The sequence below is a fragment of the Shewanella algae genome (genome assembly GCF_009183365.2).
Lineage (GTDB): Bacteria > Pseudomonadota > Gammaproteobacteria > Enterobacterales > Shewanellaceae > Shewanella > Shewanella algae.
Genome location: NZ_CP068230.1, coordinates 3,473,855 through 3,500,836 on the forward strand (window position 1 = coordinate 3,473,855; position 26,982 = coordinate 3,500,836).

Below are 26,982 nucleotides of genomic sequence, written 5' to 3' on the forward strand. Positions count from 1 at the left end.
CCTATGCAGCTCTGCATCGCCGATATCATGATCACCCGGGTCGTTACAGTGGAAATGGACGACCGCCTGAGTGTGGCCAAAGAGATATTTCATCATGCAGGCTTTCATCATCTGCTGGTGGTGGATGATGAAGGCAAGCTGGAAGGCGTCTTGTCCGAGCGGGATCTGCTGCGGGCCTTAAGCCCCAATCTTGGCAGCGAAACGGCCACCAGCAGAGATCTGGAGACCCTCAATAAGCGGGTGCATCAAGTGATGAGCCGTAATCCTGTGACCGTTGCGCCGCATCTAGGCTTGGCTCAGGCATCCAGACTACTGCTGGAGAAAGATATAGGTTCACTGCCGGTACTGGAAAACGGTGAGATTGTCGGCATAGTGACCTGGAAGGATCTATTGCGAGCCTATTGCTGTTAACCACAATAGGCTCAGACTTCATAGGCCTGGGTGAAAGCTATCTCAGAGTTACCTCATCCAACTTGCGGGCCTTTTCAGAGCTGAACTCCTCATTGAGCAACACACACTCACTGGCCTGCTTGATATAGTAACGTTTCCCCTGAGTATCCTTGAGCGGCTTGCTACTCAAACGCGCCATCAATAGCGGCTGCTTTTCCAGATCCCAACGATAGAAGGCAATTTGCTCTCCCTTGCTGGTGATCAAGTGACACTTCACCTCTTGCCGCTCGGCGGCTTGGGTTGTCAAAACGATACCGGGCAAGATGAGCAACAAGCCATATTTGATTGATTTCATCATTTCCAACACTCCGCAGAGGCGCCGCCTTTAACCCCGGCGTCAGTCAAGGTCAGCGTCTTGCACTTGCTGTCACGACTGGCTTGTACCCCTTGCGCCGTTGCTGTCAGGGTAAAACTGCCGGTGCCGGTTGACGCTATGCTGTAGTGACCATTTTCAGTAATAAAGGGGCTGGCATTGAGCCCCAGTTTGGTCATATCCGTGGCGTAAGTGCGATTGTCCAAATAGTACTGCTCCTGCAGATTGGCCAGTCGCATCAAGGCTGCATGAGCCTCAGCCCTGGTACTCTTGGCAATGTACTGCACATAAGAGGGATAAGCGATCGCCGCCAGTATGCCGATAATGACCACAGTGATCATGACTTCTATCAGGGTAAAACCCGCTGCTTTTTTCATCTCTTATCCTACTCATTCACATGATAATAAATCTTGTTGGTACTCAGGCCTGTATCCAGCGCCACTGTACCGGAACAGTTTTCACCGGTTTCATCACACTCACCGCGACCAATAATCAAGGCAGCATCTGGATTGTCCGGATTATCGGGGTCATCTGGATCTTTGGGCGGGGTAATGATCTTGGGTGGCTGAGGAATACAATCCTCACACACTTCCAAAAACTCATAATTGTAACGCCCGCCTTTATGCAGGTCGAAGCTATATAAACGGCCTGTTGATGATATTAAGCAACTACTCTCGGTTTCAGCTGTATCCTGAGCAGGAACAAAGGAGGTGAAGTAGACACGCCCTTTGATGATGGCCGAAGGTGAAAGGCTCTTCTCACCAATGACAGAGAAGTTATAGTACCAGCCCAGCTTGGTACCAAAGTCGATATTCTCACTGTCGCTGCTTGGCGCCGCAGATGTCACATTGTAAAGGTTGGCCAAAGTGATCGGGCTGGGCACAGTCGCACCTGAGCCGCCAAAAGTCTTGGTCACCACGTTGCGATCCTGCAGTACAAAGAACATATCTTCAGTATCAGAATCAAGTGGTGATGCCCTGTTACCACTGCCGAGCGTGACGGCATCATAAGGTACGTTTTGATATGCCGTAGTAGTACTGGTGTTACCGTCGGCATCTGTCGTCGTCACCCGGGTGACATTGGTAAATACCGTCTGGGCTACCACAGGCTCATAGAAGAAGCGGCGATCGGAAGATGCCAGCGCGCCGCCCACAGAGGCAAACTTGAAGCCACTCCAACTGGAGGTGTTTTCTGAAGGCATATCCATGCGCCAGACATTACCACCAAGGTCTGCGGCATATAACCTGTCTGTAGCACCATCGCTGTTGCTGTCGAGAGTGGCTATTGAACCGGCAATACTGTGTTCTATGCCGGTCAACGCTGTGCCACCACCGACACCAAAGCTATGCTTGAGTACTCCGGTTTCGGCGTCGACCAAGTACACATTGCGGCCATCTGAGTTGCTGCCTGTGTTGGCGTCATATCCCAGATTGTAACCACCGCCGAAGATCACTACAGGTTTATCTGAACCCGGCACCTTAGTCACAACCGGTGTCGACCAAGTCTGCCCCATATTGGCAAACCCGGCGCTATTGTTGTCAATCCGCCACATCATTCGAGGTGAATCCGGGGCGGTAACATCGAAGCCATAGTAAGAACTCCCGCCCCGGCGCATGCCGAAAAAGATCCAAGCCTTGGTAATGGCACCCGAGTCGTTGCGCTCCAAATAGGAAACCGGCGAGCCATCTATGCCATAAACACTGTGACCATTGGCATAGCTGTTATCTCTGAGTTCCTGCACATTACTGAGTAGCTCATAGGGCATAAAGGCCCAACTCTCTTCAACACTGCTACCCGTGTCTTTGAAGGCATGTAACATACCATGGTTGGTGCCAACGAAAATGCGCACATTGCTATTGCCATCGCCACCAAAGTCAATGGCAAGCGGTTGCGAGTGCATGGGGTCACCCATGATATCGCCGCGAACCCCGTTGTAATCGTCAGAGGTAAATTTGCCGTTTTCATCTTTATCGACATTTTTACCCCTGATCCACTCAAAGGCTTTTTCCAGCTCAGAGCTTTCTGTACCGGCGGCTACACTCATGTTCATATGAGTCAACAAGGCAAGGTCACCACCGGCATAGCTGGAAGCCTGATTCTTGCTCAGAGTCGCCAGGCCGCCACCTACCTTGATGTTACTGTAGAGAGTACGGCTGTCAGGTACTATGGTTCTGGCTGCACCGCCTTCCTGTACATCGTTGCCATCAGGGTCCGGAGAGCAGTTACTCCATAGACTACAAGCCGTGTCCGCAATACCACCCGAACTTGAGATAGCCGGTCTGTCGTTGGCATCTATCAGTACGCCAGAAGGGTTCACCTTCAACTTCTTTAGGTTACCGGCCCACTTGGGCCCTTGAGATGGGCTGAACAAGGCATAATAGGCAGAGTCCAGAGTACGGGTTGGGTCAGCATTACTGAAGGCTACCCCAGGCGCCGAAAACCTTTGTCCTTCGTCCGTGATACTGTCAAGCACACTACTGAAAGCTTGCTGTAATTCAGCCACGCTATTGGCGGCATGGTATTCTCCACCACCTCTCCTGGCCGCCTCCACCAATAAAGGCTCAGCAGCAGAGCCCTCCTCCAGCGCAAAACCTATGGTGTGAGTTACCACTCTTTGAAATTTTTGTGTCGAGGGCAGAATATCATTGCGGTTCATATAACTAGTTAATGCCGGTAAATAGCTTTTCTTTGCCCCGTAACGATCATAATCGTAGGTAAAAGGGTTGTAGTTACCATCGGAAGAAACACCAGAGGCACTGGTTATTGAAACAATTCTGTTGTTAGCAGAGTCGTCCAGGGTAGGCACACCGTCTGTTACATAAACTATATAGGCTACATCACTACAGACACTCATTGGAGATTCATAGCGGCCATTAATCTCGATAGTTGTATCATACATAGGCCGGTTGGCCTTGTACTTAATACTGCGGCTACTGTAGTCGCGATCATCGTGTCCAAAAGTAATAGGGCCGCCGCTAAAGTACCGGTAGGCTTCAAACAAAGTTTCACATAGTGGTGTGTTGGTTTCAGCTGGCAGGTTTTCAACCGTACTGATAAGGGTGTCTTTTTCAGGTGAAGTTCGCTTCTTTATTCCCGCAACTATCCGACCACCATCCCTATCACCTTCACGGGAATAATTCATGTTAAACACTGCCAGGCCAAAATCGACCGTCGGCATCGAACTTATTACCCCGGAGATAGCCGTCTTGGCAATATCCAGTCGGCTGAGATCCTGAGTATCATCCAACTCGCCGTTTTTATGTAAGGTATACCAACGCAGATAATTATCTGTATAAAGAGTAACTAGCTCTCCTTGGTTAAAACCTAGCTGTTTAGCATTATTCAGTGCATTGGCATCTGTGCCACCATATGGAAGATAGACTTTATTTTTACCGGCTCCAGATTCAACATTGTTCTGAGGATATCCACTACTATAGGTAACACCATCAACAGTAACTCCATTATTACCCGGATTGACTGCTTCAATATCCTCCCAGCAGTCCACCGGGTTGTTTTTTTCGGCACCGCTGTTTTCCTTAATAGGTTGCCAAGTCCCTTTACCTTGACCGGTAAATCGATATTCACGGATGTAACCGGTAAAACGGCCATACTTATCCAAAGCGGCTTTAGCGACGGCACAACCATTAAGCACCCCATTAAAACGTCGCGACTCCGAAGGACTGTCCGGCACAGGTAATGAACTATCATCCATCCCGGAGCCGACGGTAAAGTAGATCATCCTTCCTTGATATGAATGAGAAGAACCTACTGGGGGATAGTCCTTAGCTGGATCATAACCACCGGGGACATCCTGCTCAATTGTCCCCATGGATGCCGAATTATCAAAAATAATCAGCACCTTGGCCCGTCCCTGATTTGGCGGCGGGATCAAGTAAAGGTCTGTATCATCGGCCGAGACTTGCCCGGAAGAGCCAACCAGCACAAACAACAAACCGCATAAACACTTTTTGAGTTTCATGATCCGCTCCCGTTAAGCACTTCCTGCTCAACTCCTTCGATAACTGTCAGTTGCCCGAGGTTGTCCCGGCCGTACCTAACCTGGCTGGAAACCTCCACTCTTCGGCACTTGATAAGATCTGTACCGCTGGCATCCCTGCTACGCTGACAGGAAACATTCCTGGCATCCACAGTGCCATCACTCTTCAATGGCAAAGGCGTCAAAACCTGAGTGCCACCCGAATAGTTGTTGCCTGAATCTATCGCTGTCATTGTCGCCAATTCTGCTTGGCTCTTGGCATTCAATACCGCCTGCAAACCACCGTCGGCCAAGGCCTTGGCTTCCACCCGCTCGGCACCGGCGCCGGCCATACGCAGCGACTGACTGGAGTTAACTGCCAGAGCCACCCCAATCAGGGTCAGAATAATCAAGAGGATAAGTGCGAAGAACAGTACGACTCCCCGCTGTTGTCTTATTTTCATCTGCTTAGTTCCTAATCAACACAGGGTTTTCAAGTACCACTGTGGTCGAAACCACTTTCCGGCGGAAGTTATCGCCACCACCACTGATGGCTCTGTCGCCGGTTTTGTCGCCCAGTGAGTAAGTCGCATTATTGGTGTAACTATTGTCAGCATTGGGCGAACGCACCAATAAAAATATTCTCAATGCCACTATTCGCTGGAACAACTGGTTGTCCCACATCAGATCCGTCACATTCTGTACCGGCATAAAGCTATCGGCCGTGTCATCACCGTTCTCGTCGAAACCATAGAGAATACGCATGTTTTCGATACCCTCGACCAAGGGCTCGTCTACGTTCATTCCGCTGGCAGAGAGTGATTTACGGGTCAGAACCGGCACGCCGTTGTTATCTTTAATAAAGTAGACATGGTGTTGGTATTCCCATACCCTCTGGTTTTCAAGGCCGGGATCTGTATCTTTAAAAAACACCGCCTGGCTGGCCGTTGCTGCCACCCGAAAACCGCTGGTGGCTCCGGGAGGGCCTACCAGTCGTTTAATCTGAATTACATCTGTCCCTGTCATCGCTGAATTGACACAGCTCAGTGAGCCGGCACTCACCCCGGCCTCATATCCCCAAAGACGTCTGAAGTGGGCCGGTTGGCCATTGGGCAGAGTGGCATTGTTGAGCCCTTGGCCGATACAATCTGTCCCGACAGCATCATCGACCCGAGCGTTGGTACCCAGCACGAAATCTGTCCCTGTCATATCGCCAAAGAAGCCTACCTGACTCAGATCCGGCACCATGATGGCCAACGCAATACGGCCATTTTCCTGTAACTGATTGAACTGCCCTGTGGTAGTGACATTAGTGGCAGACATACTGAACATGGCGAACAATCCGAGCGCCAGAAACAGACTGATGACCATGGCCACCATGAGTTCTACCAGAGAAAAACCCGACTGCTTTGAATTTTTCACACTCACCGCCTTAACCTTGATTGATCACTGTCTTGAGGATAAAGACCCGCCGGCGCTTACCCAAGCTACTGCCGCAGTCAGTCGTTTCATAGGCGGTGCCGGCGGTTTCCTGAATGCCTCGCCATGCCATCACAATAGTGACATTGCTGCCATTGACATTCAGACAAGCGGTAGCACTGTCGAGGCCGCCGACATTCTGGCTGCCCACGGCTTCAGCGGCGCCGGTAAAGAGTTCTTGCCATTGGTAAAGATCCCAGGCCAGGGTCTCGGCAGCAGTGCAGGTCACCGTGGCGCCAAGGGCCACATCGCAGGATTTTGCAGGAGCACTTCCGCCCCCGGAATAGGGAGAGCCGTCGTCGTAATTATTCAGTACCGTGTTATTAAGCTTCATCCGATTGAGGATATCGTTGGCAAAGTACGCCGCCTGAGTCTGTTGAAATGATTCAAAGCTGGCGCGCTTTGCCACTATATGTAAATTAAATATCCCGATAAGCCCTATCACCAAAATGACGAGCGCTACCATAACCTCAATCAGAGAGAATCCCTCTCTCCGTTTTTTCATCTGTGTCAAATCTCCAGACAATGCCATGTTTTTGACAATAAATTCAGCCTATTAGTTCTTTAATATCTTATAGTTAGCTCAAGACCACAATAATACCTGTTAATGATAGTTGAGTCGAATGTAAATCTCCAGTAACAAAGAACGCTAATAAATTCAAGCCTTATAAGAGGTATTTTTTCCATAAAAAAAAGAGGCTTAGATAGCCTCTTCTTAAAATGCTTTTTGCTTATATAAGCGCAATAAATCCGCGGCTTCTTACCTTAGCTCCACAGGAACGGCAAACACGGTATCTTCCTTGCGCCCTTCCACTTCGGTCACCACGCTTGGCGCCAGTTTGGCTATGGCCTCAACCACCTGCTGCACCAACACCTCAGGAGCAGAAGCCCCTGCAGTAACCGCAACCTTGCTGACGCCATCAAACCAATCCCGCTCAACATCATCGGCGTTATCCACCAAATAGGCCTGAGTGCCAGACTTGAGCGCCAGTTCGCGCAGTCTGTTGGAGTTGGAGCTGTTTTTGGAGCCAACCACTATCAACAAGTCTACATCCTGGGCCATCTTACGTACCGCATCCTGGCGATTTTGGGTTGCGTAGCAAATATCGTCTTTACGAGGACCTTCAATCGAAGGGAACCGCTTCTGCAGCGCAGCAATAATATCCAGGGTATCATCCACCGACAGCGTGGTTTGGGTGACAAAGCAGAGATTGTCCGGCTCTTTCACCTGCAATGCATCCACGTCGGCCGGAGACTCAATGAGATAAACTCCCCCTTCAGGGTTATCGTACTGCCCCATGGTGCCTTCCACTTCGGGATGACCGGCATGACCGATAAGAATGCATTCAATTCCCTTACGACTGGCGCGGGTCACCTGCAGATGCACCTTGGTCACCAAAGGACAAGTGGCATCAAACACCTTAAGACCGCGACGCTTGGCCTCATTGCGCACCGCCTGTGACACCCCATGGGCACTGAAAATCACTATGCTGTTGTCGGGTACCTGATCCAGTTCGTCGACAAAAATCGCCCCGCGCTGCTTGAGATCTTCAACCACATAACGGTTATGCACCACTTCATGGCGCACATAGATAGGCGGGGAAAAGAGTTCCAGCGCCCGTTCCACTATGCTGATGGCCCGGTCGACACCGGCACAGAAGCCTCTGGGATTGGCCAGCAATATGTTAAGACCGGTAGATTTTGCTACTGACATATCAAAGCTCCTGCAATACTTCCAGTTCAAATGTCACCTGATGGCCCGCCAGCGGATGGTTCAGATCCACTGTGACAGAATCACCGGCTATCTCCCTGACAATTCCGGGTATTTCACTGCCGCCTGGGCCGGCGAAACTGACGATAACGCCGGGTTCCAGCGTCATATCTGCCGGGAATCGGCTGCGATCCAAGTGATGAATGGCATCGGGATTGAACTCGCCGAAAGCATCGGCAGGGGCCAAGGTAAAGCTGTGATTGTCGCCGGTTTTCAGCTTAAGAAGCTCAGCCTCAAACGCCGGGCTCAGACTGCCGTCACCGATATTGAGCCGGGCGGGTTTACCGGATGCTTTGGTGCTGTCGGCGGTCGAGCCGTCTTCCAGCAGTATATTCAGGTGACACAAGAGGGATTTCACATCAGACATCTGTGTTACTCCTTGGCTTCATTCTGCTTGGCTGCGGCCTTGTCACCGCCGAAAAATGAATCCCAGATGATCAGGACTGCGCCAACACAGATAGCCGAGTCAGCGATATTGAATGCCGGGTAGTGACTGGTTTTCCAGTAGAAATCGAGGAAGTCCACCACAAAACCGTGCATCAGGCGATCGACAAGATTTCCCAGTGCACCGCCAATCACCAGGGTGTAAGCCAGGTTGAGGCGCCACAATCCGGCCGATTGCCGTCTGAGCCAAACGGTCAGCAACACACTGAAACCGACAGCGACGGCAGTGAATAACCAACGCTGCCAACCGCCGGCATCGCTGAGGAAGCTGAAGGCGGCGCCGTAGTTGCGCACATAGGTCAGATTAAAGAAAGGCAACAGCTGCACCGATTCATACAGCTTGAAGTTACCCAATACCCACTGTTTGGACAGCTGGTCAGCCAAAAAAGCCAACACAGCCACCCAATACCAGCGCAGGCCACTTTGTTTCCAGTCTGCGGGCATGTTTATTATCCTCAGGCGAACAGGCGCTGTTCACCTTCTCCTTCGATATTGGTCACACAGCGGCCACACAGCAGTGGATGCTCGGCGATCTGGCCAACGTCTTCTCTGTGGTGCCAGCAGCGGTCACACTTGGCCGCTTCGGACTTGGCGACGCTGAGCTTAAGTGATGCCAGCTCAGTTTCACGGGCATCGGCAGGCGCATCGCCAAGCGGCTTAACCACGGCTTTGGAGGTCAGCAGCACAAAGCGCAGCTCGTCACCCAGTTTGGCCAGAGCTTCGGTCAGCGCCGCATCGGCAAACAGAGTTACCTCGGCTTCCAGCGCGCCGCCGATTAGTTTATCGCGGCGGCCCTGCTCCAGTGCCTTGTTGACTTCATCACGAACCTGCAGCAACTGTGCCCAGTATTCATCACTCAGATCTGAGTCCAGCTGTACGGCCTTGAGGCCCTGGTACCATTCCTGAGTAAACACATAGGCGTCACGTTTACCGGGCAGCAACTGCCAGATTTCATCGGCAGTGAAGCTGAGGATAGGGGCAACCCAACGCACCATGGCTTCGGCAATCAGATACAGAGCCGACTGACAACTGCGACGGGCGTGACCATCACGCTTGGCGGTATACTGTCTGTCCTTGATGATATCCAGATAGAAGCTGCCCAATTCAACCGAGCAGAACTGCATCAGCTTCTGGGTCACTATGTGGAAGTTGTAGGCATCATAGGCTTCCAACAACTCTTCCTGCAGCTTGGCGGCGCGGCGCACCACCCAGCGATCCAGCGCCACCATGTCTTCGATGGCGATCATGTCTGTCTCTGGCTCAAAACCGCTCAGGTTGGCCAACAGGAAGCGTGCAGTGTTACGGATACGGCGATAAGCATCGGCGCTACGGTTGAGGATCTCATCGGAGACCGTCATTTCACCGCTGTAGTCGGTAGAAGCCACCCACAGACGCAGAATATCGGCGCCCAGTTTGTTGGTTACCTGCTGTGGTGCAATCACGTTGCCGATGGACTTGGACATCTTGCGGCCCTTGCCATCCACGGTAAAGCCGTGAGTCAGTACCTGCTTGTAAGGAGCCTTGCCGTTCATGGCGGTTGAAATCATCAGTGATGACATGAACCAACCACGGTGCTGATCCGAGCCTTCCAGATAGAGGTCAATTCCCTGCCCCTGGAATTCAGGGCGGGCGGCAACCACTGAGGAGAAGGTAGAACCTGAGTCATACCAAACATCCAGAGTGTCGGTCACCTTGCGGTACTGTGCTGCATCTTCACCCAGGAGCTCAGACTCATCCAGATCCCACCAGGCTTGAATGCCCTGCTGCTCAATGCGATGAGCAACACGCTCCATCAAGGCCACGCTATCTGGATGCAGCTCTTCGGTTTCCTTGTGAACAAACAGAGTGATAGGCACGCCCCAGGTACGCTGGCGCGAGATACACCAGTCAGGACGATTCTCGACCATCTTCTCAATCCGGCTCTGTCCCCAATCAGGGATCCACTGGGTTTGCTCGATTTCACCCATGGCTTGAGCACGCAGTCCTTTGTTATCCATGGAGATAAACCACTGCGGTGTGGCGCGGAAAATAATAGGAGTCTTGTGGCGCCAGCAGTGTGGATAGCTGTGACGATAGGCTTCACGGTGCAGCAAGACATCTTTTTCCTGCAGCAGCGCCACAATTTCATCATTGGCCTTGAACACGTGTTTGCCGGCAAACAGCGGGGTATCCGCCTTGTAAACGCCGTTATCACCCACAGGATTAGCCACTTCCAGGCCGTACTTCTGACCAACCACAAAGTCGTCCTGACCGTGTCCAGGTGCTGTGTGTACTACACCGGTACCGGATTCGGTGGTCACATGATCGCCAAGAATCGCCGGCACACTGAAATCATAGAAAGGGTGCTGGAACTGCATCAACTCAAGCTCGGCACCTTTGGCACGACCAAGGATCTGATGGCTCTTGACGCCATAACGAGTGATACAGCTTTCCACCAGGGCTTCCGCCAGAATAACAGCTTGCTTGGCGCCTTCTTCAGACTCAATCTCCACCAGCACATAGTCCAAATCCGGGCTCAGAGACAGCGCGCGGTTGGCAGGTAAGGTCCAGGGAGTGGTAGTCCAGATAACCATGGAGACTGGCGCCTGGTAGGCGTCAACACCGAAAGCGGCCAGAACTTTAGTCTTGTCCACAGCGGCAAAGGCCACGTCTACAGCCGGTGAAGTCTTGTCTTCATATTCCACTTCGGCTTCGGCCAGGGCAGAACCACAGTCGGTACACCAATGCACCGGCTTAACCCCTTTGTGCAGGTGGCCGTTGTCGATCACTTTGGCAAGTGAACGAATGATGTTGGCCTCAGTGCTGAAATCCATGGTCAGGTAAGGTTTGAACCAGTCACCGAGCACACCGAGACGGATAAAGTCATTGCGCTGACCATCGACCTGTTTGGCGGCATACTTACGGCACTCGTCACGAAACTCGGCAGCAGAGATTTTCTGCCCTGGCTTACCAACTTTCTGTTCTACCTTAAGTTCAATCGGCAGACCATGGCAGTCCCAACCTGGCACGTAAGGCGCATCAAACCCCGACAAGGTCTTGGATTTGATAATAATATCTTTGAGGATCTTGTTAACTGAGTGACCAATATGAATATCGCCATTCGCATATGGAGGGCCATCGTGCAGAATGAACAGCTTGCGGCCAATACGGCTATCACGGATCTGTTGGTACAGATTCTCCTCGGTCCAGCGTTTCAACATCTCTGGCTCGCGATTTGCCAAATTACCACGCATCGGAAACTCGGTTTCCGGCAAATTCAAAGTTGATTTATAGTCGCTCATTGATCCTATACCATTAATTTAGCTAAGAGAGCTCAGCCTGCTTCATTGCTGAGTAAGGCGCGAGCCTCATCAGCGTCATTCATTATTTGTTTCTTAAGTGCCTCAAGGGACTCGAACGGTTTCTCGTCACGGATCTTGGCCACTAATTCCACTTCTACTTTACGCCCGTAGAGGTCACCTTCAAAGTCAAACAGGTGCACTTCCAACTGGCAGTTTTGTCCCTGAACCGTGGGTCGAAACCCCACATTGGCAACACCATCGTATTGCTCACTGCCATCCCACCAGAGCCTGACCGCAAATACGCCCCTCACAGGAACCACCTTGCGCTTCATGGCGATATTGGCAGTGGGGAACCCCAGCGTCCGGCCCAGCTTTTTCCCATGGGCCACCTTACCACTGAGAGTATAGAGATGTCCCAATAAACGTCTGGCCTGCTCAAGATTGCCCTTGGCCAGCGCATCTCTGACCATGGTGGAACTGACCCTGTGATCGCCAACCAAAAAGCTTTGGGTACTGACTACCGCAAAACCGTGCTGTTCACCGGCAGAGCGAAGCAGCTCAAAATTGCCCTGACGAGCCCGTCCGAAACAGAAATCGTCACCGACCACCAGATACTTGACCCCAAGTTTACGCACCAGCAGCTCTTCGACAAACTCCTTGGCCGGCATTTGGGCAAACTTTTGATTGAAATTGACACACACAAGCCTGTCTATTCCAAGTTCAGCAAGCAGCTTGACCTTGTCGCGAAGCAGGCTCAAGCGCGCAGGGGCATCCTGGCCGCGAAACAGTTCCTGCGGTTGCGGCTCAAATGTCATCAGGGTGGCCGGTAAACCAAAGTGACGTGCCTTCTTGACCAGATTGGCTATCACTTCGGCATGGCCCCTGTGCACGCCATCGAAGTTACCTATGGTCAGCACACAACCGCGATGGGCCGGCAATATATTGTGTATTCCGCGAATCAGTTCCATGAAATCAACGACCGCTCAAACGTAAATTGGCGGATTATATAACAGCTCGGCAGCAGAATCAGCCCTCAGTTCCGGGCTTTGAGCCGCCATGGACGGATCCCAAGCAGCACCAGTGCAATAAAATACCCCAGAGCGCCACCTAAGATCAGGGCAAACAAATGGCTGATTCGCTCAACAAACGACCAGCCAAGCCATTGCGCCTGCTCTGGAGAAAAGTAGAGCAATAGGGCCACCATCACGACAGTAGCAAGTAATGCCTTGATAAAAAAGATGATTGTTTGTTTGCTGACTCGATAAACACCGGCCAGATGCAAACCGCGATATAACAGGGAAGCGTTGAGTAAAGCAGACAGAGAAGTGGCGATCGCCAGCCCCACATATCCAAATGGCACGGCAAAAATAATATTGAAACCCATGTTGCTAACCATAGCAATGATGCCATAACGCACAGGTGTCTTGGTGTCCTGACGGGCATAATATCCGGGCGCCAGTACCTTGATCAGCATAAAACTCAACAAACCTGTGCCGTAGGCCACCAGAGAATAGGAAGCCATTTCCACGTCACTGATGCTAAAGGCGCCACGCATAAAAAGCACCATCAACATCGGCTGAGCCAATACAACCAGCCCCATCATGGCCGGTAAACCCAGCAGCATAATGGCACGAATCCCCCAATCCATGGTGCGACCAAAGCCCTCACCCTCGGCATTGACATGGTTTTTGGATAGAGCAGGTAAAATAACAGTGGCGATGGCAATACCAAATAATCCCAGCGGAAACTCCAACAAACGGTCTGAATAATAGAGCCAACTGATAGAACCTGTGACCAGGAAACTGGCAATAAAGGTATCCAGCATCAGGTTAATTTGCGACACAGATACCCCAAACAGTGCCGGGATCATCAGAGTACGGATTTTGACCACTCCCGGATGATTCCAGCCCCATGAGGGCCGGACCAGGGCTTTTTCCTGCAGCAGAAAAGGAATTTGAAACAAAAACTGAATCACACCACCAAAGAACACCCCCCAGGCCAAACCTATTTCAGGCTTATCCAGGGTGGGGCTCAACCATAGGGCAGCGGCGATAATGGCAACATTGAGAAATACCGGGGTAAAGGCTGAAACGGCAAAGCGGCCCCGGGTATTGAGAATCGAGCCGGCCAAGGCGGTGAAAGTGATAAACCATAGATAGGGAAAGGTGATCTTCAGCATTAACGAGGCCAGTTCAAACTTGGCACCGTCAGGCTCGTCATTGACCCAGGCCATAAACCAGCCGGCTCCGAACAAAGCGGTCAATATTGGCGAAGCCAGAACCCCTATCAGGGTCACGACTGTTACCAATAACCCCAAGGTACCGGCAACCTTTGATAATAAGAGTTTGACCTCTTCGCTGGACTCTTTCTCCTGATACTGAGTCAATACAGGTACAAAAGCCTGAGCAAAGGCACCTTCAGCAAACAAGCGCCGCAAAAAGTTAGGGATCTTGTTGGCAAAAAAGAACACATCGGCACTGCTGCCCGCGCCCATCAAGTTGGCGACTACCACATCCCGTACCAATCCCAGCACACGAGAAATCAAGGTCATGACGCTGACAATGGCGCCGGACCGTACCAATTTTTTGCTCAAATATTCCCCCAGAAGACTCAAGCCGCCATAAACGGCGACAAGTCTCAAAAATTCCACTTAAGCTCTGTCACATGCCAGCAATTGCTGGTAGAATTGCGCCACATCTTACACGAGTTGGGTTGAGGATAGCCAAATCAGGTTGGATTAATTTATCTTTATGATGGATATTCAATCATTGTCATTGACAAAGTGGCGAAAACCGGGCATTCTCCTCGGCCTTTAAAAGTATCAAATCCAGTTTTTAGGAGTTGCACCTTGGCTAATAGCAAGACTGCAAAGAAGCGCGCGCTTCAATCAGAAAAGCGTCGTCAACACAACGCTAGCCGTCGCTCTATGTTGCGTACCTACGTGAAAAAAGTTATCGCTGCTATCAAAGCTGGCGATCACAAAGCGGCTACTGAAGCTTTCGCTGTTGCACAACCCATTCTTGACCGTATGGCAACCAAAGGCCTGATCCACAAGAACAAGGCTGCCCGTCATAAGGCTCGTCTGAACGCTCGTATCAAAGCACTGGCTGCTTAATTCGATACCAGCATAAAAAAAACCGGCATTTGCCGGTTTTTTTATATCTGAAATTCAATAACATCAATGACAATAGATGTTATTCAACAGCTTGATGATTTCGCGCACTTCTTCACTCTTGAGCGAATAGTACACTGTCTGGGCTTCTTTGCGGGTTGCCACCAGATTGTCTTTCCGCAACCAAGCCAGATGCTGAGACAAAGCCGACTGACTCAATCCCAGTTTCTTGTTCATTTCCCCAACGCACATCTCTCCCTCACTCAGGAGATAGCACAGAATAAATAAACGCCTCTCATTGGCCAGCGCCTTCAATAATACGACGGCATGGTCCGCTCGCTGCTGCATCAACTCAATATTCATGACGAGCCTATTCTCCTAATACAAACTCCGTCCCTAATATAGCCTTGCCTTACGGAGATAGTCGGGACATAAAGCACACTTTTTGTTAGATTGTTTTCAAAAATGGGACATACCTAATAAAAACAAAGGAAACACATGAAAAACTATCGAACCGCCCTGTTACTCCCACTGTTGATTTCTTCACTTATTGGTTGTCAATCCCCCTCTCCTTCCAATACAAATCAACTGCTTGCTGAATCATTGCAGCAAAAAGCCCTAGATTCTGACCTCGGCTTTCAAATTGTGGAATCTTTAACAGTGGAAGTCGGCCCTCGCCTGGCCGGTAGCCCAAAAGACGCCATGGCGGTTGCCTGGGCGGAGAAAAAGCTACAGTCACTGGGTTTTGACCGTGTCTATAAGGAAGCGGTGGAAGTCCCAGTGTGGGAGCGCGGTGAAGCCAGCGCCAGCATAGTGGCCCCCTTCCAACAGCCTCTGGTCATCACGGCCTTAGGCGGCAGCGTTGCCACCCCGGCAGAGGGCATTACGGCCAAGATAGTCCGCTTTGACAGCCTGGCTGCACTTAAAGAAGCCAATCCTGATGATGTTGCTGGGAAAATTGTCTTTATCGATCAGAAAACCGAGCGCCACAAGACAGGTAAAGGTTACGGCAAGAGCGTAGGTGGCCGCTCAAGAGGCGCCATAGAGGCGGCGCGTAAAGGAGCCTTGGCAATAGTTATCCGTTCGATAGGTACAGATCATGACCGTATGGCTCACACAGGTACCATGCGCTATGAAGAAGGCTTGAAGCGGATCCCGGCTGCGGCCATGTCGGCGCCGGATGCCGATCTTGTCAATGCCATACTCAAGCGCTCTGCAGATATCACTCTCACGTTAAAGATGTCACCCGAGAACAAGGGCAGCGCCATTTCCTATAACGTCATCGCCGAAGTCACCGGCAGCAGCAAGCCAGATGAAATCGTGCTGATAGGGGCTCATCTGGACTCCTGGGATGAAGGTACAGGGGCCATAGATGACGGTGCCGGGGTCGCGATTGTCACCGCAGCCGGGAAGCTTATCCAGGATTTACCGGTAAAACCTGCACGCACAGTACGTGTCGTGCTTTATGCGGCCGAAGAGATAGGCTTGGTTGGTGGTAAGGCTTATGCCAAAGCCCACGCTGCAGAGCTGGATAAACACTATATCGCCGCCGAATCCGATTTCGGGGCTGGCCCTATCTACCGCATTGACTTTCAGGTCAATGACCAAGTGCTGCCCAAACTACAGCAACTGACCCAGGTGATGCAGCGAAACGGCGTTGCCGCCGGTGACAACAGCGCCTATGGTGGCCCGGATGTTTCCATGCTGCCGGCCAGTGGCGTGCCTGTCGCCTCCCTGCGCCAGGATGGTACCGATTACTTCGACTACCACCATACCCCCAACGATACCCTGGACAAGATAGATCCCAAGGCGCTTGCACAAAACATTGCGGCCTATGCCCAGTTCGCCTATTTGATGGCACAGTCTGAACTGGAACTGCGGCCACTGCCTGCCAAACAATAAATCACTGCCGCCTTCTATATAGAAAGCCGTTCAATAATGAACGGCTTTCTTATCTTTATATACAGGAAAACACTATCAGCTCTGTTCTTCCCGCAGGAACACTGGAGTATCAGTGCTGGACTCGGCTTCACTGTAATAATAGCCGGCGCTGTTGAATGCCCTTAACCGCTCCAGACTCTGTTCCTCTTGCTCCAATAGGTAACGAGCCATCATGCCTCTGGCCTTCTTGGCATAGAAGCTTATCACCTTGTACTGACCTTTTTTGCAGTCCTTGAACACAGGCGTAATGATACGCCCGTCAACCTGCTTGGTTTTAACCGCCTTGAAGTACTCGTTGGACGCCAAATTCACTACAATATCATCCCCTTGCTGATCCAATGCCTGATTAATGGCATCTGTGATGATATCCCCCCAGAAGGCGTACAGGTTATTGCCCCTGGGATTGGCCAAGGAGGTGCCCATTTCCAGCCGATAGGCTTGCATCAAGTCCAGAGGCCTCAAGAGGCCATAGAGACCTGACAAAATACGCAGATGCTGCTGAGCCCGAGCAACTGTTTCCGGGGCAAGGCTGTCAGCATCCAGACCTGTGTATACGTCACCACGGAAGGCATAGAGTGCCTGCTTGGCATTCTCCGGGGTGAAATCAGGTTGCCACTCGGCGAATCTGGCAGCATTCAAGCCGGCAATTTTGTCACTGACTTTCATCAAAGAAGCAATATTGGCTGGAGTCAGATCCCGGCAAACCTGAATAAGCTCGCTGCTGTGCTCAAGAAACTGTGGCAGGCTGTATTCAGATACCGCCGCAGGGTTGTCATAATCCAGGGTCTTGGCCGGTGAAACCAAAATCAGCATATTCACTCCGTCTTATTAATATAGATTTACCTATGATACTGGCAGGAAGTAAAAAATCCACCTGCATAGCAGGTGGCTTTGAACAGCCCCCTAGAAGGGGGCTAAAAGAATTACCCATCCAAACCAAGCTTGATCTGGCCGTTTGATTCCTCTGCCTCTACTTTCTGTTGATACCTTACATATCTACGAATGATCTCTTCGTTTGCTCCCACTGAATCTACAAAGTAGCCTCTTTGCCAAAAGTGGTTACCCCATAATTTATGCTTTCGTAAGTAAGGGAATTTGTTAAACAGTCTTATCGCAGTTCTTCCCTTTAAAAAACCTACGTACTCCGAGACACTCAAGCTTGGCGGAAGTCTCACCAGTAAGTGAACATGGTCTATCTGGACATTTAGCTCTACTATCCGGCACTTCTTCATGCCGCTATAGATATAAATACTGCGACAAACCTCCTGTCCAACTCGGCCCTTCAAGATCCTGTGTCTATACTTTGGCGTCCATACAATGTGATACTGACAGCGATAGAAGACGTGCGATGCACTTTCATATCGGCTCATACTGCTTACTCCTTGATTTGCTGGTAACAAACCGAGTCAGTATGCAGTATGGGCACTCTTCGGGCTGAGCCCCGACTTGACGATCACCACCTCCATAGGAGGTGGTTTTAGGGTGACAATAAAAAAACCACGCACTGATGGCGTGGTTTTTTCGATGGCCCCAATCTGGGGCCGGATTCAGTTACAAGCCTTTGTCACTGCGAACCACAGGTTCACCGGTCCAGATCCCCTCTTCGATATGGCCTTCAAGCTCTGGGAATTGGCTCTTGTCAAACACAGGCTCTTTGCCTTCGCTCAACTGATCACGGTAGTCATTAATCACCCGCATGGCAACACCGGAAAGCAATACCAAGGCGATGATATTGACTGTGGCCATCAACCCCATGGACAAGTCTGCCATATCCCACACCAGCTGGATCTTGGCAACAGCGCCAAACATCACCATGCCGAGTACACACAAGCGGAACAGGGGCAGTACCTTGCGGCTGTTATTGGAAAGGAACAGCACATTGGTTTCAGCGTAAGAGTAGTTGGCAATAATGGAAGTGAAACAGAATAGCAAGATGGCAAAGGCCACAAACAGGCCGCCCCAATCACCAACATGGTTGGTCAAAGCAGCTATGGTCAGTTGGATCCCCTTGTCTCCCTCGCTGACGTTGACACCACTGAGATCACCGGCCAGCAATATGATGGCAGCAGTAGCACTACAGATAACGATAGTGTCCATAAACACACCTATCATCTGCACAAAACCTTGAGATGCTGGATGGTTAGGCGTTGGCGACGCGCTGGCAGCCACATTGGCGGCACTACCCATACCAGCCTCGTTGGAGAACAGACCGCGGGCAACCCCGGACTGCATCGCCTGAGCCACAGTATAAGCGACTCCCCCTGCGGCCGCTTCCTGCCAGCCGAAGGCACTGTTGACTATCAATTCAATAATGGTCGGCAGTTGCTCAATATTCATGCCGACAACGACCATGGCGATCAGGATATAGGCAAAAGCCATAATAGGCACAACCACCTCGGAGACCCGCGCAACCTTACGCAGCCCCCCCATGATCACCACACTGCTGGCCAGCACCAGGAAAATACCTATCCAATAACTGGCTTTTACATCAAACCAGTAGGCCTCTTTTACATCAAACACGATCTCCAGAGCACCGGCTATGGTATTGGACTGCACCGCATTAAATACCAAGCCGAAGGCGATGATCAGAAACACGGAGAAGAGAATCCCCATCCAGCGTTGTCCCAGTCCCCGTTCCATATAATAGGAGGGACCACCACGAAACTGGCCATCTTTATCTTTTACTTTATAGATCTGAGCCAGAGTCGACTCAATCATCGCCGTGGCCATACCCAGAAGGGCGATGAGCCACATCCAGAATACGGCTCCAGGGCCACCAGCCCCTATGGCAACCGCCACACCGGCCATATTACCGGCCCCGACCCTGGCGGCCATGCTGGTGCAAAACACCTGAAATGAAGACAAACCACTTTCACAGCCCTGTCTACTGGTTGCCATCACCTTGGCAGAATGCCCCAGGTGAGTAAGCTGAATGAACAACAACCTCAGGGTAAAGTACAGGCCGGCCCCCACCAGGGCATAAACCAATAGTTTTCCCCAAAGAAGAGAGTTCAAAAAACCGACTATGGTTTCGATAGTTTCTATTATCATAATTGTAAGCTTTCCCGTGGCAAACCTGGCCCATCACTGACTGGATGACGCCAAATTTGTGGTTAAGATTCCTTCCTGAATGAAAAAGGATAAGCATCGGCCAGTTTCTTTTCGAATTATCCTACATACACTAAGGTATGCCGGCCGCGCTTGAGGGCGGAGAAAATAGCATAGGATGCTAAAATTCTCGCGTGATCAAGATCACACTTAATCACTCATGTGACAGTAAATTCACCATAAAAACACCAGAACAAGCTAGTGTTATAACCTAAATAACAAGGGCATCACAGAGACTTTCGAAAAAAGCCACCGGCTAAACAAACTTTCAAAACTTGGATGCGGGACACATTTTTGTAATAAAACTACAAATATAGTACCTACAAGATAATCTGATTCACTTTTAGCTAGCTCAAGCGAGGCACGATATGACCCAAAAGCAAGAGATAGGTGCACTGAAGAAATTTGTCCGGGCCACTAACTTCCTGGCAACCTCACAGATTTACCTCAAGCACAATGTATTGTACAAACGCCCGTTGCAACACAGTGATATTAAGCCAAGGCTCTTGGGTCACTGGGGAACCTGTCCGGGGATCAACTTTGTATACGCCAACGTGAACAGATTGATTACCAAGCACAAGCGCCCATTCCTCTACCTGGTCGGCCCAGGTCACGGTTTCCCAGCTGTACAGGCTAACCTCTTCCTCGAAGGCTCTCTCAGCCATTTCTATCCAGAAACCATTCCGTACAACGAAACCGGTATTGAAGATATCTGTCGCAAGTTCTCCGCGGCTTACGGCTATCCTTCGCATGCCAACCCCGAAGCTCCCGGACAAATCCTTGAAGGGGGTGAGCTGGGCTACTCCTTGTCTGTCGCTTGGGGCGCTGTTCTGGATAATCCTGACTTGATTGCCGCTGTACTCGTTGGTGACGGTGAATCTGAAACCGGTCCACTGGCTGCCTCCTGGTATGCCAACCGTCTGGTTTCTCCTGCCACCAACGGTGCCATACTGCCAATAGTGCATATTAATGGTTACAAGATTTCCGGCCCAACCCGTATGGGACGCATGAGCCACGAAGAGCTGGAACTTGAATTCAGAGGCCTGGGTTATCACCCCATCATAGTGGACAGCGAGCAGGAAGAAGATGTCTACCTGCAGATGACCAAAGCGATGGATACGGCTTATGAGATGATCAACGACATCCAGAAACGTGCCCGCAACGGCGAAGATGTGGTCAAGCCACGTTGGCCGGTGATCCTGATGCGCACCGCCAAAGGCTGGACCGGCGTTCCAGAATACGATGGTAAGAAACTCGAAGGCAACTGCGAGTCTCACCAGGTAATTGTCAATAAGTGTGCCACTGACAAAGGTCATCTGGCCGCATTGGATGGCTGGCTCGACAGCTACAAGTTCTCTGAACTTTACTCTATCAATGAGCAGAACCAGATTGTCTTCGACAAAGACATCCAGTCACTGCTGCCCCCTGCAGAACTCTGCTGTGGCCGTCAAAAGATGAGCTATGGTGGTGAAGTGGTGCGCGCCCTCAGCAATCCTGATCTGGAAAAACTGGCCTATGGCCCCGAAGTCCCAAGAGGTCATCGTGGTTATTCCATGCTGAAAATGGGTCAGTGGATGCGCGAAGCCTTCCGCCTCAATAAAGATCAGCGCAACCTGCGGATCTTCAGCCCTGACGAAACTTACTCCAACCAGCTGCAAGCCGTATTCGAAGCGACAGATCGCGCCTGGCAATGGCCGATTGAAAGCTGGGATGAAGATATGAGCCGCGATGGTCGGGTCATGGAGCTGTTGTCTGAAAACCTGCTGTTCGGCATGATGCACGGCTACACAGTTACCGGCCGTCACGCCATGTTCCCTACCTATGAGTCTTTCTCTCAGGTAGTGTCTTCCATGGCCGACCAATACTGTAAGTATGTCTATGCCAGCCAAGGGGTTCACTTCCGTAAGCCGCTGCCGGCTTGCAACGTGGTTCTTTCCTCTCTGCTGGAACGTCAGGATCACAACGGTTACTCTCACCAGAACCCTTCTTTCCTGGGCGCCATGCTTGAGAAACATCCGAAGATTATCTCGGCTTATCTGCCTGCTGATGCCAACACCACTCTGGTTTACACAGAACGCGCTTTCGCCGACCGCGACAAACTGAACATTCTGGTCGCCGGTAAGAAAGAGCTGCCTCAATGGCTGAGCCTTGATGAAGCTCGTAAACAAGCCAAAGACGGTGTAATGGTCTGGGACTTTGCCTCAGATGAAAACCCTGATGTCGTCCTGGCTGGCTGTGGTGACTATGTCACTCAGGAGTGTATGGCGGCATTGGTATTAATTCGTGAACTCCTGCCAAGAGTGCGTATCCGCTTTGTCAGCGTCACTGAATTACACAGCAGTGGTCTGGGTAGCCTCAAGTTCCAGGAAAAACCTTGGTTGATGGATGAGATATTCACCGAAAATAAAGGTGTGGTATTTAACTATCACGGTTATCCAAACACCATCAAAAAACTGATCTTCGATTACAAAGGTAGTCACAGATTCAGAATTAAAGGTTATGAAGAGGAAGGTTCAACCACCACACCATTTGATATGGGTGTTCGTAACGGTACTTCCCGTTATCACCTGGTAATAGACATGGCTTACAAACTATTCCAGCAAGGTGTTATCGATGAAACCCGCCACGTTGCGATTACCACAGATATGTTACAACGCTTGGTTGATCATAGAAATTATATCAAGGCCAATGGTGTGGATCCTGAGTATATCGAGAACTGGATTTGGACCCGTTAAGCTGAACCTTAGCTAAACAATAGACAAATAATTTAGTTATAAAATTGTTTGCCAAAAATAAAAAAAGCGCCTTCAAACAGGCGCTTTTTCTTTATTTTAAATTGTTAAGCAAAGCCCAAGAGCAAATCTTGAACAATAAATTTATTGGTCGATAAGTGGAAAATTGCTTTTTTTCAATGGATAATTGACCCAGCTAGCTAAAACACTAAAGGAAATCCCACATTAAGTGCTAGTCATGTTTCCTATACGGGACATCTGGGTAATTGAATAGCAATGGACTTGGAGAACATGATGAATAAGACATTTAAAGTATTGTTGCTCGCATCTATGATGCCTTTTGCAGCATCTGCAGCAGACGAGCTCAGCCCATGGTATGTGGGTGCGGGCCTCGGTGTAAATAACTACGAACCTAACTGCGATCAGAAAACCATGAAAACCTGTGGTGAAGACGATCCATATGCATGGGACGTGTTTGCAGGTTACCTGTTCAACGATTACTTTGGTGTAGAACTGGGTTATCGTGACCTGGGTCGTGCCGAATGGACCGACTATGCCAACAAGCTCAATGACGTAGGTGCCAAGGGCGCCACTCTGGGCCTGGTGGCTTTCTGGCCTTTCGCTGACAAGTGGAGCCTGTCAGCTGAAGCCGGTGCCATGAACTACCACATTTCCAACAACAGACAATGGGGTAGCGAGTACTACAGTGACAGCGGTGTTGCACCTTACTTCGGTGCTGGTATCGGTTACAACATCACAGAGAACCTGAAACTGGCCGCCAAGTATCGTCGTTATGAAAACCTCGACGAAGAAAAGTGGAACACTCTGGCAATGGAAAGCAACTACTGGGGTCTTGAACTGAGCTACCGTTTCGGCAGCACTTCAAAGCCTGCTCCAGTAGCGCCAGTGGTCATAGAGCCAGTTGACAGCGACAACGACGGTGTCAACGACGATATGGACCAATGTCCAAACACACCAGCTAACCACAAGGTAGACGCCAACGGTTGCTCTATCTATGTTGAGAAGCTGGAGAAGCTGGAAGTTAAGGCTGAGTTCGATAACAACTCATCTGTACTGAAAGCCGACTCTATGGCTGAAATCCAGAAAGTCGCTGACTTCATGAACAAGTACCCTAAAGCCGATCTGGAAATCGCCGGCCACGCATCACTGCCTGGTAAAGCCGATTACAACCAGTGGCTGTCTCAGAAACGTGCCGACGCAGTTGCCAAAGTACTGGTTGACCAGTATGGCATCGATGCCAGCCGTATCAACGCCAAGGGCTACGGTGAAAGCCAGCCGCTGATGCAGGGTTCTTCTGCTGAAGCCAACAAGGTTAACCGCCGTATTGAAGCTCACATGAGCTTTAAAGAAAAAGAAGCTCTGCTGAAGTAAGCTGAACTTCTTCTGGAAAAGTCGCTGCCCTGCAGCGACTTTTTTGTTTTCAGCCTTTGTGTCATTAGAATTCCCCCGGTTATGGGAGTACACTTCCTTTAACCGAAAACGGCCCTCATTGACAATTTCTCACCATTTTTGTAATTTTTTTTCAATCCTGGTTGGAAACGAGGGCAAAATCGCTTTTAATAGCGTCATGCAATCCCCGCGTAAACGGCCGCAATCTGAGAAGGATGTTTTTCATGGCAAACACACTCACGCAACTCAAATCCGTTACAACCATAGTTGCTGATACCGGCGACATCGAGGCGATCAAGCTCTATCATCCGCAAGATGCCACCACCAACCCATCACTGATCCTTAAAGCCTCTCAGATCCCTGAGTATGCCCCACTGATCGATGATGCTATTTCCTGGGCCAAATCTCAGAGCCAGGATCCGCAGCAACAACTGGAAGACGCCGCAGACAAGCTGGCGGTCAACATAGGGGTAGAAATTCTCAAGCTGGTACCAGGGCGTATTTCAACCGAAGTAGATGCCCGCCTGTCATTCGATAAAGCCGGCTCCATCGCCAAGGCCTATAAGCTGGTTAAGCTCTATGAAGCAGCCGGTATCGATAAGTCACGCATTCTGATCAAACTGGCTTCCACCTGGGAAGGCATCTGTGCCGCCAAAGAGCTGGAGCAAAACGGTATCAACTGCAACCTGACACTCTTGTTCAGTTTCGCCCAGGCCAGAGCCTGCGCCGAAGCCGGAGTTTACCTGATCTCGCCCTTCGTCGGCCGTATTCTCGACTGGTACAAGAAGAACACCGGCAAGGACTATAGCGCCAGTGAAGATCCAGGCGTGGTCTCAGTAACCCAGATCTACAACTACTATAAACAGCATGGTTATCAGACAGTGGTTATGGGTGCCAGCTTCCGTAACACAGGTGAAATCATTGAGCTCGCCGGCTGTGATCGCCTGACTATAGGCCCATCTTTGCTGGAAGAACTGGCCAACTCAGACACCCAAATAGTGACCAAGCTGCAACCTGCCACTGAAACCCAAGAACCACCCAAGCCGTTGACCGAGGCTGAGTTCCGCTGGGAGTTCAACGAAGATCCCATGGCAGTGGAAAAACTGGCTGAAGGTATCCGTAACTTCGCCATAGATCAGGGCAAACTCGAGACCATGCTCAAGGCTAAACTGAGCTAAACAAGGTCTGTGCTGAAATTGAAGATCAGGGACAACTCATGACACATTTGACTCAATCCGCTAGCTGGCAGGCTCTCAAGGCGATGAGTGCAGACCTGCCTCACATGCGTGAACTCTTTGCCGAAAACGCGCAGCGCTTTGAACAGCTGTCGCTCAAAGACTGTGGACTGCTGTTGGATTACTCCAAGAACCGCCTTACTGATGCCGTGCTGCAGGAGCTGCTCAAACTCGCCCGTGAAGCCGGACTTGAGCAAAAAATAGCGGCTATGTTTGCCGGCGAAGCAATCAATACCACGGAGCAGCGTGCCGTGTTGCACACAGCTCTGAGAGCACCGGCCGATGCGGATATTCGCGTAGATGGCGTCAATGTAGTCCATGAAGTTCAGCAAACCCTGGCGCAAATGGAGGCTTTTGTCGAGGCGCTCTATTCAGGTCAATGGCGCGGCTATACCGGCAAGAAGATCACAGATCTTGTCTCCATCGGAATTGGCGGTTCCTTCCTCGGCCCCAAGATTATCTCCGAGGCCCTGCGTCCCTATTGGAACGGTAAGCTACAGTGTCACTTCGTCGCCAATGTCGACGGCACGGCCATCAGTGAAAAACTGAAGAAGCTGGATCCTGAAACCACCCTGTTCCTGATGTCGTCAAAGTCCTTTGGTACTCAGGAAACCCTGACCAACACCCTCAGCGCCAAAGAGTGGTTCCTAGCCAAAGGCGGTTCACAGCAGGATATCGGCAAGCACTTTGCGGCAATTACCTCCAATGTCGCCAAGGCAACGGCGTTTGGCATAGATGAAGACAACATCTTCCCCATGTGGGATTGGGTTGGCGGGCGCTATTCTCTCTGGTCGGCCATAGGTTTGCCCATAGCCGCCCTGATAGGCATGGATAACTTCAAGGCGCTGTTGGCCGGCGCCAGAGCAATGGATGTACATTTCGCATCCAGACCTCTTGAGCAGAATATGCCAGTGATCATGGGCCTGCTCTCTGTTTGGTACAACAATTTCTTCAATGCCCAGTCCCACGTGGTGTTGACCTATGATCACTACCTCAGAGGGCTTCCGGCCTATTTCCAGCAGCTGGATATGGAGAGTAACGGCAAGTCCGCCACTCTGGACGGCAATTCAGTGGATTACAGCACAGGGCCGGTTATTTGGGGCGGAGAAGGCACTAATGGCCAACACGCCTACCACCAGCTGTTGCACCAAGGTACAGCTTTGATCCCGGCGGACTTTATCCTGCCGCTGCAAAGCCATAATCCTATCGGTGAGCATCACGCTCAGCTGGCATCCAACTGTTTTGGTCAGACCCAGGCGCTGATGCAAGGACGAACCTTCGATGAAGCCTTGGCCGAACTGGCCGACAGCCCACTCTCAGAGGCTGAGAAACAGCTTATTGCCAAACATAAGGTCATGGAAGGCAACAAGCCGAGCAATACCCTGTTGATGGACAAGCTGACCCCAATAACCCTGGGCGCCTTGATTGCTCTTTACGAACACAGAACCCTGGTTCAGGGCGCTATCTGGGATATCAACTCATTCGATCAATGGGGAGTTGAGCTGGGTAAAACGCTGGGGAATGAAGTGCTGTCGCGTATCGGCGCAGAGCAAAACAGCCAGGATCTGGATGCTTCCAGCAATGCCCTGATCAATCTCTTCAGACAAGGAAAAATCTAGCCCGTTAACCTTGTAAATCAACAGATACCAGCCAGCTCCACTGGCTGGTATTTTTTTGCCCGCCATCTTGTCTATACGCCTTCATCAAAGCATCACTCAAGTTTAACAAAA

The 26,982-nt window shown here is 50.8% G+C and carries 23 protein-coding genes; 7 read left to right on the forward strand and 16 right to left on the reverse strand.

The window, feature by feature from the left end; all coding sequences use genetic code 11:
• The first annotated feature begins 3 nt into the window (after positions 1 to 3).
• Positions 4 to 411, forward strand: a complete 408-nt coding sequence (locus tag E1N14_RS15555; RefSeq protein WP_025011917.1) for a CBS domain-containing protein — start codon at positions 4 to 6, stop codon at positions 409 to 411.
• 37 nt (positions 412 to 448) lie between these two features.
• On the opposite strand, the gene E1N14_RS15560 is transcribed toward E1N14_RS15555, so the two are convergent.
• From E1N14_RS15560 to murJ, 12 genes are all read right to left on the reverse strand, one after another.
• Positions 449 to 748 carry a TapY2 family type IVa secretion system protein gene (locus tag E1N14_RS15560; RefSeq protein ID WP_044734924.1) on the reverse strand — a complete coding sequence of 100 codons (300 nt, stop codon included), beginning with the start codon at positions 746 to 748 and terminating at the stop codon, positions 449 to 451.
• Positions 745 to 1,140: a type IV pilin protein gene (locus E1N14_RS15565; protein ID WP_028779812.1), complete on the reverse strand. Its 396-nt coding sequence runs from the start codon at positions 1,138 to 1,140 to the stop codon at positions 745 to 747. Before E1N14_RS15565 ends, E1N14_RS15560 begins: the two co-directional genes overlap by 4 nt.
• 8 nt (positions 1,141 to 1,148) lie before the next feature.
• Positions 1,149 to 4,742 carry a pilus assembly protein gene (locus tag E1N14_RS15570; protein WP_062793895.1) on the reverse strand — a complete coding sequence of 1,198 codons (3,594 nt, stop codon included), beginning with the start codon at positions 4,740 to 4,742 and terminating at the stop codon, positions 1,149 to 1,151.
• Positions 4,739 to 5,197, reverse strand: coding sequence for a PilX N-terminal domain-containing pilus assembly protein (locus E1N14_RS15575; RefSeq protein ID WP_025011916.1), 459 nt, complete (start codon positions 5,195 to 5,197; stop codon positions 4,739 to 4,741). Before E1N14_RS15575 ends, E1N14_RS15570 begins: the two co-directional genes overlap by 4 nt.
• A 10-nt stretch (positions 5,198 to 5,207) precedes the next feature.
• Positions 5,208 to 6,167 carry a PilW family protein gene (locus E1N14_RS15580; protein ID WP_025011915.1) on the reverse strand — a complete coding sequence of 320 codons (960 nt, stop codon included), beginning with the start codon at positions 6,165 to 6,167 and terminating at the stop codon, positions 5,208 to 5,210.
• Between the two features lie 4 nt (positions 6,168 to 6,171).
• A complete protein-coding gene (pilV, locus tag E1N14_RS15585; protein WP_025011914.1) occupies positions 6,172 to 6,723 on the reverse strand; it encodes a type IV pilus modification protein PilV in 552 nt (183 codons plus the stop codon).
• 255 nt (positions 6,724 to 6,978) lie between these two features.
• Entirely contained in the window at positions 6,979 to 7,932 is a 954-nt protein-coding gene (gene ispH / locus E1N14_RS15590; RefSeq protein WP_025011913.1) for a 4-hydroxy-3-methylbut-2-enyl diphosphate reductase, read from the reverse strand.
• 1 nt (position 7,933) lies between these two features.
• Positions 7,934 to 8,356, reverse strand: a complete 423-nt coding sequence (gene fkpB / locus E1N14_RS15595) for an FKBP-type peptidyl-prolyl cis-trans isomerase (RefSeq protein ID WP_025011912.1) — start codon at positions 8,354 to 8,356, stop codon at positions 7,934 to 7,936.
• Positions 8,357 to 8,361: 5 nt separating this feature from the next.
• Entirely contained in the window at positions 8,362 to 8,877 is a 516-nt protein-coding gene (lspA, locus tag E1N14_RS15600; protein WP_025011911.1) for a signal peptidase II, read from the reverse strand.
• 11 nt (positions 8,878 to 8,888) lie between these two features.
• The gene (gene ileS / locus E1N14_RS15605) at positions 8,889 to 11,714 is read right to left on the reverse strand and encodes an isoleucine--tRNA ligase (protein WP_062793896.1); all 2,826 of its coding nucleotides are present in this window, start codon (positions 11,712 to 11,714) and stop codon (positions 8,889 to 8,891) included.
• A gap of 32 nt (positions 11,715 to 11,746) precedes the next feature.
• Positions 11,747 to 12,682: a bifunctional riboflavin kinase/FAD synthetase gene (ribF, locus tag E1N14_RS15610; RefSeq protein WP_025011910.1), complete on the reverse strand. Its 936-nt coding sequence runs from the start codon at positions 12,680 to 12,682 to the stop codon at positions 11,747 to 11,749.
• A 65-nt stretch (positions 12,683 to 12,747) separates the two neighbouring features.
• Entirely contained in the window at positions 12,748 to 14,307 is a 1,560-nt protein-coding gene (murJ, locus tag E1N14_RS15615) for a murein biosynthesis integral membrane protein MurJ (RefSeq protein WP_025011909.1), read from the reverse strand.
• 255 nt (positions 14,308 to 14,562) lie between these two features.
• On the opposite strand from murJ, the gene rpsT reads away from it, so the two are divergent.
• Positions 14,563 to 14,829 (forward strand): 30S ribosomal protein S20, encoded by a 267-nt coding sequence (gene rpsT, locus E1N14_RS15620; protein WP_025011908.1) that lies wholly within the window; start codon positions 14,563 to 14,565, stop codon positions 14,827 to 14,829.
• Positions 14,830 to 14,892: 63 nt separating this feature from the next.
• Here rpsT and E1N14_RS15625 read toward each other — a convergent pair whose 3' ends face one another.
• Complete coding sequence (locus E1N14_RS15625) at positions 14,893 to 15,189, reverse strand: ArsR/SmtB family transcription factor (protein ID WP_025011907.1); 297 nt, start codon at positions 15,187 to 15,189, stop codon at positions 14,893 to 14,895.
• A 135-nt stretch (positions 15,190 to 15,324) separates the two neighbouring features.
• On the opposite strand from E1N14_RS15625, the gene E1N14_RS15630 reads away from it, so the two are divergent.
• Positions 15,325 to 16,728, forward strand: a complete 1,404-nt coding sequence (locus E1N14_RS15630; RefSeq protein WP_025011906.1) for a M28 family metallopeptidase — start codon at positions 15,325 to 15,327, stop codon at positions 16,726 to 16,728.
• Between the two features lie 75 nt (positions 16,729 to 16,803).
• On the opposite strand, the gene yaaA is transcribed toward E1N14_RS15630, so the two are convergent.
• The 3 genes from yaaA to E1N14_RS15645 form a co-directional block, all read right to left on the reverse strand.
• Entirely contained in the window at positions 16,804 to 17,580 is a 777-nt protein-coding gene (yaaA, locus tag E1N14_RS15635; protein WP_062793897.1) for a peroxide stress protein YaaA, read from the reverse strand.
• A gap of 110 nt (positions 17,581 to 17,690) precedes the next feature.
• Positions 17,691 to 18,137, reverse strand: a complete 447-nt coding sequence (gene tnpA, locus E1N14_RS15640; protein ID WP_025012174.1) for an IS200/IS605 family transposase — start codon at positions 18,135 to 18,137, stop codon at positions 17,691 to 17,693.
• A gap of 181 nt (positions 18,138 to 18,318) precedes the next feature.
• Positions 18,319 to 19,818 carry an alanine/glycine:cation symporter family protein gene (locus tag E1N14_RS15645; RefSeq protein ID WP_044734931.1) on the reverse strand — a complete coding sequence of 500 codons (1,500 nt, stop codon included), beginning with the start codon at positions 19,816 to 19,818 and terminating at the stop codon, positions 18,319 to 18,321.
• Between the two features lie 425 nt (positions 19,819 to 20,243).
• On the opposite strand from E1N14_RS15645, the gene E1N14_RS15650 reads away from it, so the two are divergent.
• From E1N14_RS15650 to pgi, 4 genes are all read left to right on the forward strand, one after another.
• On the forward strand, positions 20,244 to 22,610 hold the full coding sequence (locus E1N14_RS15650) for a phosphoketolase family protein (protein ID WP_045283541.1): 2,367 nt from the start codon (positions 20,244 to 20,246) through the stop codon (positions 22,608 to 22,610).
• A gap of 288 nt (positions 22,611 to 22,898) precedes the next feature.
• Positions 22,899 to 23,999, forward strand: a complete 1,101-nt coding sequence (locus tag E1N14_RS15655; RefSeq protein WP_025010588.1) for an OmpA family protein — start codon at positions 22,899 to 22,901, stop codon at positions 23,997 to 23,999.
• Between the two features lie 242 nt (positions 24,000 to 24,241).
• Entirely contained in the window at positions 24,242 to 25,195 is a 954-nt protein-coding gene (gene tal / locus E1N14_RS15660) for a transaldolase (protein WP_025010587.1), read from the forward strand.
• Between the two features lie 38 nt (positions 25,196 to 25,233).
• Complete coding sequence (gene pgi, locus E1N14_RS15665) at positions 25,234 to 26,871, forward strand: glucose-6-phosphate isomerase (protein WP_025010586.1); 1,638 nt, start codon at positions 25,234 to 25,236, stop codon at positions 26,869 to 26,871.
• Positions 26,872 to 26,982 lie beyond the last annotated feature (111 nt).

What these genes read in the sequence shown, in the direction of transcription:
- E1N14_RS15555 (WP_025011917.1), top strand. Translation starts at nt 4, where the DNA reads ATGCAGCTCTGCATCGCCGATATCATGATCACCCGGGTCGTTACAGTG.
- E1N14_RS15560 (WP_044734924.1), bottom strand. Translation starts at nt 748, where the DNA reads ATGATGAAATCAATCAAATATGGCTTGTTGCTCATCTTGCCCGGTATC.
- E1N14_RS15565 (WP_028779812.1), bottom strand. Translation starts at nt 1,140, where the DNA reads ATGAAAAAAGCAGCGGGTTTTACCCTGATAGAAGTCATGATCACTGTG.
- E1N14_RS15570 (WP_062793895.1), bottom strand. Translation starts at nt 4,742, where the DNA reads ATGAAACTCAAAAAGTGTTTATGCGGTTTGTTGTTTGTGCTGGTTGGC.
- pilV (WP_025011914.1), bottom strand. Translation starts at nt 6,723, where the DNA reads ATGAAAAAACGGAGAGAGGGATTCTCTCTGATTGAGGTTATGGTAGCG.
- ispH (WP_025011913.1), bottom strand. Translation starts at nt 7,932, where the DNA reads ATGTCAGTAGCAAAATCTACCGGTCTTAACATATTGCTGGCCAATCCC.
- fkpB (WP_025011912.1), bottom strand. Translation starts at nt 8,356, where the DNA reads ATGTCTGATGTGAAATCCCTCTTGTGTCACCTGAATATACTGCTGGAA.
- lspA (WP_025011911.1), bottom strand. Translation starts at nt 8,877, where the DNA reads ATGCCCGCAGACTGGAAACAAAGTGGCCTGCGCTGGTATTGGGTGGCT.
- ileS (WP_062793896.1), bottom strand. Translation starts at nt 11,714, where the DNA reads ATGAGCGACTATAAATCAACTTTGAATTTGCCGGAAACCGAGTTTCCG.
- ribF (WP_025011910.1), bottom strand. Translation starts at nt 12,682, where the DNA reads ATGGAACTGATTCGCGGAATACACAATATATTGCCGGCCCATCGCGGT.
- E1N14_RS15625 (WP_025011907.1), bottom strand. Translation starts at nt 15,189, where the DNA reads ATGAATATTGAGTTGATGCAGCAGCGAGCGGACCATGCCGTCGTATTA.
- E1N14_RS15630 (WP_025011906.1), top strand. Translation starts at nt 15,325, where the DNA reads ATGAAAAACTATCGAACCGCCCTGTTACTCCCACTGTTGATTTCTTCA.
- yaaA (WP_062793897.1), bottom strand. Translation starts at nt 17,580, where the DNA reads ATGCTGATTTTGGTTTCACCGGCCAAGACCCTGGATTATGACAACCCT.
- tnpA (WP_025012174.1), bottom strand. Translation starts at nt 18,137, where the DNA reads ATGAGCCGATATGAAAGTGCATCGCACGTCTTCTATCGCTGTCAGTAT.
- E1N14_RS15645 (WP_044734931.1), bottom strand. Translation starts at nt 19,818, where the DNA reads ATGATAATAGAAACTATCGAAACCATAGTCGGTTTTTTGAACTCTCTT.
- E1N14_RS15650 (WP_045283541.1), top strand. Translation starts at nt 20,244, where the DNA reads ATGACCCAAAAGCAAGAGATAGGTGCACTGAAGAAATTTGTCCGGGCC.
- E1N14_RS15655 (WP_025010588.1), top strand. Translation starts at nt 22,899, where the DNA reads ATGATGAATAAGACATTTAAAGTATTGTTGCTCGCATCTATGATGCCT.
- tal (WP_025010587.1), top strand. Translation starts at nt 24,242, where the DNA reads ATGGCAAACACACTCACGCAACTCAAATCCGTTACAACCATAGTTGCT.
- pgi (WP_025010586.1), top strand. Translation starts at nt 25,234, where the DNA reads ATGACACATTTGACTCAATCCGCTAGCTGGCAGGCTCTCAAGGCGATG.